Annotated in this window: 10 protein-coding genes; 6 read left to right on the top strand and 4 right to left on the bottom strand. The window is 68.3% G+C overall.

Features of this window, described 5'->3' with window-relative positions:
• Genes D0D37_RS34220 through cydC form a run of 3 tightly spaced genes read left to right on the top strand, consistent with a single transcriptional unit; the run spans position 1 to position 4,022 of the window.
• A complete protein-coding gene (locus D0D37_RS34220; RefSeq protein ID WP_116204728.1) occupies positions 1-990 on the top strand; it encodes a cytochrome d ubiquinol oxidase subunit II in 990 nt (329 codons plus the stop codon).
• A gap of 12 nt (positions 991-1,002) precedes the next feature.
• Entirely contained in the window at positions 1,003-2,502 is a 1,500-nt protein-coding gene (gene cydD, locus D0D37_RS34215) for a thiol reductant ABC exporter subunit CydD (RefSeq protein ID WP_116204727.1), read from the top strand.
• Complete coding sequence (gene cydC, locus D0D37_RS34210) at positions 2,499-4,022, top strand: thiol reductant ABC exporter subunit CydC (protein ID WP_116204726.1); 1,524 nt, start codon at positions 2,499-2,501, stop codon at positions 4,020-4,022. Before cydD ends, cydC begins: the two co-directional genes overlap by 4 nt.
• Here cydC and D0D37_RS34205 read toward each other — a convergent pair.
• Together D0D37_RS34205 and D0D37_RS34200 are read right to left on the bottom strand one after the other, a co-directional pair.
• Positions 4,006-4,599: a hypothetical protein gene (locus D0D37_RS34205; protein WP_116204725.1), complete on the bottom strand. Its 594-nt coding sequence runs from the start codon at positions 4,597-4,599 to the stop codon at positions 4,006-4,008. The two genes, cydC and D0D37_RS34205, sit on opposite strands and share 17 nt — an antisense overlap.
• A gap of 95 nt (positions 4,600-4,694) precedes the next feature.
• Complete coding sequence (locus tag D0D37_RS34200; protein ID WP_116204724.1) at positions 4,695-5,600, bottom strand: glucosyl-3-phosphoglycerate synthase; 906 nt, start codon at positions 5,598-5,600, stop codon at positions 4,695-4,697.
• 54 nt (positions 5,601-5,654) lie between these two features.
• Here D0D37_RS34200 and D0D37_RS34195 point away from each other — a divergent pair, with 54 nt between their 5' ends.
• A complete protein-coding gene (locus D0D37_RS34195; protein ID WP_116204754.1) occupies positions 5,655-6,329 on the top strand; it encodes a lysophospholipid acyltransferase family protein in 675 nt (224 codons plus the stop codon).
• Positions 6,330-6,333: 4 nt separating this feature from the next.
• On the opposite strand, the gene D0D37_RS34190 is transcribed toward D0D37_RS34195, so the two are convergent.
• Together D0D37_RS34190 and D0D37_RS34185 are read right to left on the bottom strand one after the other, a co-directional pair.
• Complete coding sequence (locus tag D0D37_RS34190; protein ID WP_208720272.1) at positions 6,334-6,876, bottom strand: LOG family protein; 543 nt, start codon at positions 6,874-6,876, stop codon at positions 6,334-6,336.
• On the bottom strand, positions 6,876-7,661 hold the full coding sequence (locus D0D37_RS34185) for an LOG family protein (protein WP_116204723.1): 786 nt from the start codon (positions 7,659-7,661) through the stop codon (positions 6,876-6,878). Before D0D37_RS34185 ends, D0D37_RS34190 begins: the two co-directional genes overlap by 1 nt.
• Positions 7,662-8,020: 359 nt before the next feature.
• On the opposite strand from D0D37_RS34185, the gene D0D37_RS34180 reads away from it, so the two are divergent.
• Both D0D37_RS34180 and D0D37_RS34175 read left to right on the top strand, forming a co-directional pair.
• Positions 8,021-10,111 (top strand): M4 family metallopeptidase, encoded by a 2,091-nt coding sequence (locus tag D0D37_RS34180; protein WP_116204722.1) that lies wholly within the window; start codon positions 8,021-8,023, stop codon positions 10,109-10,111.
• A gap of 197 nt (positions 10,112-10,308) precedes the next feature.
• Complete coding sequence (locus tag D0D37_RS34175; protein ID WP_162834605.1) at positions 10,309-11,367, top strand: chitinase; 1,059 nt, start codon at positions 10,309-10,311, stop codon at positions 11,365-11,367.
• Positions 11,368-11,713 lie beyond the last annotated feature (346 nt).

Genomic DNA, 11,713 nt, shown 5'->3' with positions numbered 1-11,713 from the left:
GTGGTGACGATCTGGTGGGGTGTGCTCGGTTTGCTCCTGGGCGGCTACTTCGCGTTGGCCGGTTACGACTACGGCGTCGGGATGCTGCTGCCCGCGCTCTCCCGCTCCCGCGACGAGGCTGGACAGCGGCGGGTGCTCGGTGCGGTCGGCCCGTTCTTCCTGGCCAACGAGGTGTGGCTGGTCGCGGCGGTCGGGGTGCTGTTCGGCGCGTTCCCGCATCTGGAAGGGCGAGTGTTCGCCGGGGCTTACGTGCTGGTCGTGCTGTTGTTGCTGGGATTGGTCACGTTCACCGCGGCGGTGCAGTTGCGGAGTCGGCATCCGGAGGGCAACCGGCGCGGGTGGACGTTCGCCATCACGGCGGGTGCGCTGGTCACGACGGTCTCCTGGGGGTTGTTCCTCGGCAACCTCGTGCGTGGGCTTCCGCTCGACGCACAAGGCCGTCCGGTCGATGACGTTCTGGCGTTGTTCAATCCATACGCGGTGTTGTGGGCGCTCGGGTTCACCGCGCTGTTCTGCTTGCAAGGTCTGGTCTTCCTCGCGGTGCGCGGACCAGCGGAAATCGCCGGGCGGGTTCGACGGCTGACTCGGTCGTCCCTGGCGCCGGTCGGGGTTTTCCTGGCGATCGCGACGGTTTGGGGAGCTTTCTCGGTTTCCGACGGCTCCTGGGCCGCGTTAGCAGTGGTCGCCATCGCCTTCGCGGCTTACCTGACTGTCCTTTTCGGACTCCGGCGACCACGGCTGGCGCTGCCTGCCGCAATGCTTCTGAGCGCCTGCCCGGCACTGCTGGTCGGCGTGCTGCGCTTCCCGGTCGTTCTGTCGTCCGGCACGGGCTACCAACTGACGGTCGATCAGGCCGCCACCACGCCCGACATGGCGGCGGTGATCGGCTGGTTCGCCGCACCCGCGCTCCTCGTGCTGATCACCGTGCAGTGGCTGACCTGGCGGGCGAATCGGCGTCCGGTCGACGAGAAATCGTTGCTACACTTCTAAAGGAGTCTCGCCATGCCTGCTCTGCCTGGTCTCCGCGGTTACCTCGCGGCGCTCGCTGTACTGGGTGTCGGCACCGCTGTCACCGTGCTCGTCCAGGCGGACGGGCTGGCGACACTGCTCACCGGCGGCGGCGTTTCGGTCGCCCTGTTCGTCGCCGTCGGGGCGCGGATTCTGCTCGTCGCCGGACAAGGCCTGCTTACCAGTCGCTTCGCGGCTTCGGCACAAGCAGGCCTGCGTCGCCGGTTGCTCGACGCGACCGGCGACCCCGGGGCAACCGCGACCCGAATCACCAAAGGTGTGGACGCTACCGCGACCTATCTCACCGGCTACTTGCCCGCGATGGTGCTGTCTGTACTGGTACCGATCGCAGTACTGGCAAGGCTTTTCACCGCAGACCTGCCCTCCGCACTGATCGTGACCGCCACCATTCCGCTGATCCCGCTCTTCGGCGCATTAATCGGCGCGCACACTAAAGCACGTACACAGTGGACACTGCTGACGCGGTTGGGCGGGCACTTTCTCGACGTCGTCCGCGGCTTGCCGACGCTCAAGCTGTTCGGCCGCGCGCAAGCCCAAACCCGCATCGTGCGCGAGATGGCCAACGCGCACGCCGACGCCACCATCCGGACGTTGAAAGTCGCCTTCCTGTCCGCGCTGGTGCTGGAACTCGTCGCCACTCTCTCGATCGCACTTGTCGCGGTACCAATCGGATTCCGGCTGTTGTCCGGTTCGATGACCGCACACACCGCGATGCTGATCCTGGTCCTCGCCCCCGAGGCATACCTGCCGCTGCGCGCCGCCGGAGCGAAGTTCCACGCCGCCACCGAAGGACTCACCGCGTTGAAGGAAATCCTCAGCGCGGCAACAGCTGTCCGCCGATCCGGCACGCAGACACGGCCCCTCGGTCCGCCGGAAGTGGTGCTCGATCGCGTCTCCGTGCACTACGGCGAAACCTGCGCACTGTCCGAATTGGACCTAACGATCCGCCAAGGCGAACACCTCGCGTTGGTCGGCCCGAGCGGTTCCGGCAAGTCCACCCTGCTCGCGGTACTGCTGGGATTCGTCCAGCCGACGTCCGGCCGGGTCTTAGTCGACGGCGTCGACCTGCGCGCTCTCGACCATTCGTCCTGGCTGCGCGACACCGCGTGGCTGCCCCAACGTCCGACGCTGTTTAGCGGCACCCTCAAGGAAAACACCGGCGGACGCAGGGTCGACGACATCGTCACCGATCTCCCCGACGGTTACGCGACGCAAGTCGGCGAACTGGGTGCCGGACTGTCCGCTGGCCAACGGCAACGCGTCGGCCTGGCCCGAGCCTTGTCCCGTACCGAAGCCGGACTGGTCCTGCTGGACGAACCGACCGCTCGCCTCGACGCGCGCACCGAAGCAACCGTGCTGGCAGGCGCTAAGGAACTGCTGCCCGGCCGGACCGCCGTCCTGGTCGCGCACCGACCGGCGCTGGCCGCGCTCGCGTCGCGGACGGTCGAACTCAACCATGGGGTGACAGTATGAAACTCGTCCGCGCGACCCTGCTCGCGGTCGGTGCCGAACTCGCCGGGCTCGGACTGACCGGGACGGCGGCGTGGCTGCTCATGCGCGCCGCCGAACAACCCCCGCTCGCCGCGCTCACGCTCGCGATCGTCGCCGTGCGGGTCTTCGCATTGGCCCGCGGCGGACTCCGTTACGCCGAACGCCTTGCCGGGCACGACGTCGTCCTCCGCTACCTCGGCTCCCTGCGAACCCGGGTGTACCAGGCGCTTCTCCCCCGGCGCGTCGCGGAACACTCCGGCGCGGACCTGGTCACCCGCCTGGTGTCCGATGTGGACGCTGTCCAGGACGCCATCCTCCGGCTCGCGCTACCGGCGGTCGTCGCAGGGACCGTCGGCATCGCTGTGGTGATTTTCGCCGGACTGGTGAGCCTTCCGCTCGCCGGGATCGTCCTCATCGGACTGCTCGCGACGGGATTACTGCTGATGCCTAGGGGTAAAATGCCAGGGACCCGACAAGAACTCGCTGAACGCACCGTGGAACTCGTCCTCGGCCGCAACGAACTGATCGCCTACGGCTGGGAACAACGAGAAAAAGACCGCGCCACCACAGTCATCCAAGAACTAGCCGCAGACTCTCGCCGTACCGGCCGCCGCCTCGCCCTAGCCACCACCGCCGGAGTAACCGTCCAGTTCGCGACCACCGCCGCCGTCGCGCTGCTCAGCCCGGCAAGCATCCCGGTCACCGCGGCCCTCACCCTGACCACGATGGCGCTGTTCGAGCTGGTCCTGCCGCTGCTCACCGCCGCCGAACGCATCCCCGAAATCCAGGCTTCGCTGAGCCGAGTACGCGCCGTCCTCGCCGCGCCAGCACCCACCCCGGAACCAACCCCCGGCCCGGGACATTTCCGGCTGACCAACGTCGGCGTGCACCATCCCGGCCGCCGAGCCGCGCTCGAAGGCATCCATCTCGACCTGCCGCCCGGCACCCGGCTAGGCCTCCTCGGCCCCTCCGGAGCTGGAAAAACGACTCTCTTGCACGTCCTGCTCGGTTTCGTCTCCCCCACGTCCGGCACGATCACCGTCGACGGCCGCCCCGTGGAAGGCCCGCACCCCGCCGTCATCACCGGAGCCCTCGCCGACGCACACGTCTTCGCCACGACCGTCCGCGAAAACCTGCTGTTCGCCAACTCCAAAGCCACCGACGACGACCTGCGCGCCGCCTGCGAGACCGCGGGCTTCGACCTCCCGCTGGACCGCGACACCGGCCAAGACGGCGGCGCCCTCTCCGGGGGTCAACGGCAACGGCTGATCCTCGCCCGCGCCGTACTCGCCGCACCGCCTGTACTGGTCCTCGACGAACCGGTGGAAGGCCTCGACCTCGCGCACGGCGACGAAGTGCTGGCGAGAGTCTTGGCGCAGGCGAAGGGAACCGTCGTGCTGGTGACGCACCGGCCGCAGCACGTCGCCGGGTTCGACCAGGTACTCACTCTGGAAGACGGGCGGCTAGCGCTTCAGCACGCCGCGCTCACCGTTCGCGGGTGAGCTGGATCGGCGGGTCCATCGGATCGAGGTGGAACCGGTCCTTGGCGTCGACGTGCGGCTGCGAGTCCGGCGAACCCCGGAAAAGCGCGACGACGACAGCGGTGAGCCGGACCCGTCCTCCGCCGAGATGAGTGATCCCCTTCGGCTCGCCGAGCCCGGCCAGCCACTCGGCCTGCGCCGGGTCCATCGTGGCGGTGTAGCTCCCGGTCCGGCCGACGCGGACCTCGCGGGCGGCCAGGACGTCGCCCCACCGGGCGAGCGTGAGGATCTCGTCGATCGACAGTCGGATCTCCTCGTTTCCCCCGTGCTCCATCGGCTTATAGGCAGCCCGGCGGGCCAGTCCTCCGCGCCAGTAGCTGTCGTCGTCGCCGGGGACGCTTCGGTAGACCGTCTGCCACGCGGGGCGCCCGTGAAAAGGATGCGGAGCCAGCTCGGCCCAGCCGACTGGGAAGCCGTCCCGGCTGCCGTCGTCGGCGACGACCCGCACGGTCCTCCGGTCCGGCTGCTGAACGAACAGATCACGCAGTTTCAGCCGGTTCAAGCTGCCGATGTCCAGCTGGTCCTTGGGCACATCCATCGCCCCCGAGAGTCGAATCGGATCGGCTCCGGAACGTAGCGCGCGGCGATGACTTCTCGATGAAGAACCGGTGCTCTGTCCGCTGGGTACGGACGTCACGGCTGCCGGGCGGCCAGCACCTCCCGCATCGGAGGCCGGTCCACCACCGGCACCTCCGTCACATCCGGCACCCACTCCCCGGACACCTGCACGAACTGCGTGAACCGCGCCGCGTCCGCGCTCGGCATTCCGCAGCGGGCCAGCGCCGTGCCGAGGATCTGCCGGGCCATGACGCCGAGCTGCAGCAGCGACCGGTTGCGATGTTTGCGCACGCCGAGGTTGACCTGCGCGAGCCCGTCGAGGCCGTAGCGTTCCTCGGCGTCCAGCAGCAAGCCGATCTCCACGCCGTAACCACCGGCGAACGGCACCGACTCCAGGAACTCGCGCGTGCCCGCGTACTCGCCGCCCAGCGGTTGCACCAGTTCGCCCAGCGCCGGGCGCAGCGCGGACAGCACCGGGCGCGCCAGCAGCTCGGTGACGCGTCCGCCGCCGGTGCTCTCCAGCCGCAGCGGGCGGCGGTAGAAGCCCTTGACCAGGTGCACGCCGTCCTCGGTGAGCAGCGGGCCGAGCAGCGACGGCACGAACGCCGGGTCCGGGTCGACCAGGTCGGAGTCCAGGAACACCACCACGTCGCCGGTCGTCGCGGCGAGCGAGCGCCACAACACCTCGCCCTTGCCGGGCCGCGGCGTCAGCTCCGGCACGACGTCCTCGCGACGCACCACGCGAGCCCCGGCGGCCGCGGCGACCTCGACGGTCGCGTCCGCGGACCCGGAGTCAACGACCACCAGCTCGTCGACCACCCCGCCGAGCAGCGGGCGCACCGACGCGACCACCGCGGCGACCGTCTCTTCCTCGTCCAGCGCCGGCAGCACGACCGACACCGTCCGGCCGCGTTTGGCGGCGAGGATGTCCGCGGCGCTCCACGCGGGCTCCTGCCAGGTGCGACGGTGAAACCAGCTCATGGAGGCGATCGTGCCATGCTGGAGCCGGTGCCCGATCCTCCGGAGGGAGAACCTTTGCTCACGCTGCTCGTCCGTTTCGTGCTCGGACCGCTGGTCCGCGCGCTGTACCGGCCCAAGGTCGAGGGCGTGGAGAACATCCCCGACGACGGTCCGGTCCTGCTCGCCTCCAACCACCGGGCGGCGCTGGACACCGGTGTGATCACGTTCACCACCCCGAGGCAGGTCCGGTTCCTGGGCAAGGCCGAGTACTTCACCGGCAAGGGCATCAAGGGCCGGTTCATCGCGAAATCGCTCGACGCGCTCGGCTACATCCCGGTCGAACGCGGCAACGCCCAAGCCGGGCTCGCCGCGCTCGAAGCGGGCCGCAAGGTGCTCACCGACGGCGGCGTGTTCGCGATCTACCCCGAGGGCACCCGCTCGCTCGACGGACGGCTGCACCGCGGGCACACCGGCGTCGCCGCGCTCGCGCTGTCCACCGGGGCCAAGGTGGTCCCGGTCGCGTTGTTCGGCACCGAGGGCATCCAGCCGGACGGCGCGAAAATCCCGCGACCCGCCAAGATCCGGGTCCGGTTCGGCGAACCGCTGGACTTCGCGCGTTACGAGGGCCAGGACTCGTCCTCAGCGATCCGCCGGTCAGTGACCGACGAGATCATGTACGCGATCCTCGAACTGTCCGGACAGGAATACGTCGACACCTATCACAAACGGCCGGACGAAAAAGCGTCGTAAAGCGTTATCCGACCGAACGGCTCATGATGTCGACCAGTTTGTCGGCATCAGACGCGACACTGATCAACTCCCGCGTCTCCGGACGCAGAAAACCCTTCTCCAGCATCTGATCGGCGAACTCCACCAGCGGCGAGTAATACCCGGCCACGTCGAGCAGTCCGATCGGCTTGCGGTGAATGCCGAGCTGCGCCCACGTCCATACCTCGAACAATTCCTCGAGGGTGCCGACGCCGCCGGGCAACGCGACGAACGCGTCCGACAACGCGGCCATTTTCGCTTTGCGCTGGTGCATGTCGGCGACCACGTGCAATTCGGTGAGACCGCCGTGCGCGATTTCCACGTTGGACAGCACTTCCGGGATCACGCCGATGACTTCGCCGCCCGCCTCGAGCGCGGCGTTGGCCACCACGCCCATGGTGCCGACGCTCGCGCCGCCGTAGACGAGGCCGATTCCCCGCTGCGCCAACAGTTTCCCGACGCCGGCCGCCGCCTCTGCGTACTCCGGCGAAAAGCCCTGCGCCGAACCGCAGAACACACAGATCCGCATCAGTGCGTGTCCTCCCAAGCCTGATAAGACTCCTGCACGACGCGCACGGCGTCGTCGATGTCGTCGGTCAGGTGCAGCAGGGCGAGGTCCTTCTCGCCGATTTTCCCGCCGCCCAGCACCGATTTCTCGATCCAGTCGTACAGCCCGCCCCAGTATTCGGTGCCGAACAGCACCACCGGGAACTTCGTGACCTTCTTGGTCTGGACCAGCGTGAGCGCCTCGAACAGTTCGTCAAGCGTGCCGAATCCGCCGGGGAGGCAGATGAACGCCTGCGAGTACTTGACGAACATGGTCTTGCGCGCGAAGAAGTAGCGGAAGTTCACGCCGAGGTCGACCCACGGGTTCAGGCCCTGCTCGAACGGCAGCTCGATGCCCAGCCCGACGGAGAACCCGCCCGCCTCGTTCGCGCCGCGGTTCACCGCTTCCATCGCACCCGGACCGCCGCCGGTCATCACCGCGAATCCGGCGTCGGCGAGCGCGGCCCCGATCTTGCGGCCCAGTTCGTACTCCGGGTTGTCGCGCTTGGTGCGCGCCGAACCGAACACGGTCACCGCGCGCGGAACCTCGGCCAGCGCACCGAACCCTTCGACGAACTCCGCCTGGATGCGCAGCACGCGCCACGGATCGGTGTGCACCCAGTCGCTCGGCCCGCGCGAATCGAGCAGCCGCTGATCGGTGGTGCTGCCCTGATCGCGCCGATCGCGCCGGAGCACCACCGGGCCCTTGTGCCGCTCCACCGGACGTTCGGGGTACTGGCCGTCGGGAAATTCAGACTGTTCGCTCACCAGCCAAGCCTACGGGCCGGTCGACCCGCGCGGGCGCCCGCGTAGGCACCGCAGCGTGACGGATCGGTTGCCCGCGGCTGAACGCGGGAAAGCGGACCACCAGCGGGTTCCGGTCCTGCTACCAACGGCCGGTTGTCAGCAACTACCTACGAAAGTCGCCCGGCCCGTCCCGAATCGGCGTTTTCCCTGCTACGGGGCCACCTGAGCGGAATAGCCCTGATCGCCCGAGGGGTCCCGCTGGTCCGTTCAGCGCATTGACCGCCCCCGTGAGCGCTTTTTTACTCACGGTGTCCGCGGCCTGATCAGCCCAGCTCAACGCGTTGCGCTTTTCCCCATCGTGTACCCCGAAAGGACTGTCGATGACGTCCAGAAGAGGGCTCGCCACCGGCATCGCAAGTGTCGCCGGTCTCGCCCTTTCCCTGCTCGCGCTGCCGGTGACCCCGGCATCCGCGGCCCCCGCCCACCCCACCGCCGACCCGCAGGCGACCGCGATCGCGGCTGCCGACCGGGCGGCCGCCGCCGGCGCTGTCGGGCTCCGCAAGAGCTCGGCCGAGAGCCTGCACCGCGTCAGCACCACCCTGGGCGACGCCGGGCTGTATTACAACTCCTACGAGCGCACCTACGACGGCCTTCGGGTCGTCGGCGGGGATGCGGTGATCGTCGCCGACGGAACGGGCCGCGTGCGCGGCACCGATTCCGCCGACGGCGCGGCGATCACCGTGGGCACCACGCCCACTTTCGACGCGGCGCGCGCGGCTTCGGTCGCCCGCGGCCAGTTGCCGACCGTGAGCACGGTGAGCAAGCCTGATCTGGTCGTTCTCGGCGGCGCACAGCCGAAACTGGCCTACGAGGTCGTCGTCAAGGGCCGCACCGCGAAGGCACCGAGCAACCTGCACGTCTTCGTCGACGCCGCCACCGGCAAGGTCCTCGACCAGCGCGACGACGTGAAGGCCGAGAGCCCGGCCAAGGCCGGTTCGAACGCCGCGGCCCCGCGCGCGGCGGGCAACGGCAACAGCTACTACGCCGGCCAGGTCAGCATCGACACGAGCGGCTCCGGCAGCTCGTACTCGATGCGCGACTCGACCCGTCCCGGCATCAGCTGCGGCCGCGAGGGCGGCTCGGTGTTCACCAAGTCCAGCAACAACTGGGGCAACGGGCAGGGCACTGACCTCGAAACCGGTTGCGTGGACGTGCTCTACACGGTGCAGACCGAGTGGAACATGCTCAAGGACTGGCTGGGCCGCAGCGGCATCGACGGCAACGGCAACGGTTTCCCTGCGTCGGTCGGCCTGAACGACGTCAACGCCTACTGGGACGGCTCGTCCACCCACTTCGGGCACTCGCAGGACAACCAGCGCCAGGCGACGTCGATGGACGTGGCCGGCCACGAGTTCGGCCACGGCATCTTCCAGAACACGCCGGGCGGCGCGGGTTCGGGCAACGAAAACGGCGGGCTCAACGAGTCCACCGGCGACGTGTTCGGCGCGCTGACCGAGTTCTACGCGAACAACCCGGTCGACACTCCCGACTTCACCGTCGGCGAGGGCGTGAACCTGGTCGGCAACGGCCCGATTCGCTACATGTACGACCCGAGCCGCGAGGGCGACCCGAACTGCTACTCGTCGTCGATCCCGAACACCGAGGTGCACGCGGCGGCGGGCCCGCAGAACCACTGGTTCTACCTGCTGTCCGAGGGCAACGCGCCGACTGACGGCCAGCCCGCCAGCCCGACCTGCAACAACAGCAGCGTCACCGGCATCGGCATCCAGAAGGCAGGCAAGATCTTCTACAACGGCCTGCTGCACAAGACCTCTTCCTGGAACCACAAGGCGGCCCGCAAGGCCACCCTGCAGGCGGCGGTCGACCTGTTCCCGGGCAGCTGCACCGAGTTCAACGCCACCAAGGCGGCGTGGGACGCGGTTTCGGTCGGCGCGGTCTCCGGTGAAGCCACCTGCACCGGCAACCCGCCCGCGGGCAACGACTTCTCGGTCAGCCTGTCGCCCTCGAACGCGACTGTCCAGCCTGGACAGTCGGCCACGTCGACGGTGACCACCAAGATCACCAACGGCAACGCGCAGTCGGTGAAGCTGACCGCGAGCGGCCTGCCCTCGGGCGCCACCGCGACGTTCAACCCGGCGACCGTCCAGTCCGGCGCCACCGCGACCGTCACGATCGCCACGACGGCCAGCACTCCGAACGGCAGCAGCAAGGTCACGATCACCGCGACCGGTGCGAACGCCACCCACACCGCGGACTTCACGCTCACCGTGGGCAGCGGCAACCCCGGCGGCTGCGGCAGCGTGACGGCGTGGGACTCGAACAAGTTCTACGGTCCCGGCGACGTCGTCTCGTACAAGAGCCACAAGTGGACCTCGCAGTGGTACTCCGTCGGCGCTGAGCCGGGTGCGCCCGGTTCCTGGGCCGTCTGGACCGACAGCGGAGCCTGCTGACGCAGTAACCGCACCCTAGTTTCACCCGGACCAGCCGGGCACGGCGCCTCGTGCCCGGCTGGTCTGTGTTCGCACCCAGAGTCCATTTGTCCAGACCACCGGTCGTGAATTTGTCTAGACCATACGATCGGGGGTAGGCATTCCCAGGCCCGCCGCTTACCGTTGCGGCAACACCGTTATCGGGGACGGGAGCCGTGATGTTCGAACGGAAATCGCGCTGGTTCGGGACCGCGGTCGCGGCCCTGCTCGCACTGCCGCTCGCGGGAATCGCCCCCGCCTCAGCGGCCGCCGCGCCGCAATCGGACACCTGCGCGGCAAAACCGAGACCCTCCGGCTCAGTGCTGCAGGGCTACTGGGAAAACTGGGACGGAGCCTCGAACGGCGTACATCCCGGCATGGGCTGGGTGCCGATCAACGACCCCAGCATGGCCGCACACGGCTACAACGTCATCAACGCCGCTTTCCCGGTGATCCTCTCCGACGGCACCGTGGAGTGGGAAGACGGCATGGACTCGACGGTGAAGGTCTCGACCCCCGCCGAGATGTGCGCGGCCAAAGACGCCGGCGCCACCATCCTGATGTCCATCGGCGGCGCGGCAGCAGGCATCGACCTGTCCTCCAGCTCGGTCGCCGACAAGTTCGTCAGCACCATCGTGCCGATCCTGAAGAAGTACAACTTCGACGGTATCGACATCGACATCGAAACCGGCCTTTCAAGCAGCGGCGACATCAACACGTTGTCCGCCTCGCAGGCGAACCTGGAACGCATCATCGACGGCGTGCTGTCCCAAATGCCGTCCGGCTTCGGCCTGACCATGGCCCCGGAAACCGCCTACGTCACCGGCGGTTCGGTCACCTACGGCTCAATCTGGGGCGCATACCTGCCGATCATCAAAAAGTACGTCGACAACGGCCAACTGTGGTGGCTGAACATGCAGTACTACAACGGTTCCATGTACGGCTGCTCCGGCGACAGCTACGAAGCCGGGACTGTACAAGGCTTCACCGTGCAGACGCAGTGCCTGGACAAGGGCCTGACCGTACAAGGCACAACCATCCGCGTTCCCGCAGACAAACAGGTCCCCGGCCTCCCCGCCCAACCAGGAGCAGGCGGCGGCTACATGGACCCCGGCTCGGTTTCGCAGGCCTACCAAAGCGTCCCGGGCCTGAAGGGCCTGATGGACTGGTCAATCAACTGGGACGGCTCAAGAGGCTGGACCTTCGGCGACAACGTGAAGTCGCTGCAAGGCAGGTAAAGACCGCTGTGGGCCGGGGTGCTGCGCCAAGCGCCGCCCCGGCCTCAGCTCAACCGGTGAGCGGGCCGCCAGGGAGAAACCCTCCCCCGGCGGCCCGTAGTCCGTGAGGGGAACCTTCACGGACTCTGAGTCCCTCAGGGTTCCCCTCACGACCCGCATTCCCTCAAGGGGCCCCTCACGGAACCAGATTCCCTCAAGGAGCCCTTCACGGACCACCCACCCCAGCCGCACCAACGCAGCCAGCCGCACCAACGCACCCAACCAAAGAGACGCCCAGCCGCACCAACGCACCCAACAATCGAGGCACCCACCCCTCCCTAACCCGAGCCGCTGCACCCAACGATCG

Source organism: Amycolatopsis circi (assembly GCF_003385235.1).
Taxonomy (GTDB): Bacteria; Actinomycetota; Actinomycetes; order Mycobacteriales; family Pseudonocardiaceae; genus Amycolatopsis; species Amycolatopsis circi.
The sequence above is the reverse complement of the archived record's forward strand: the minus strand, read 5'-3'. Positions and strand labels throughout refer to the sequence as shown.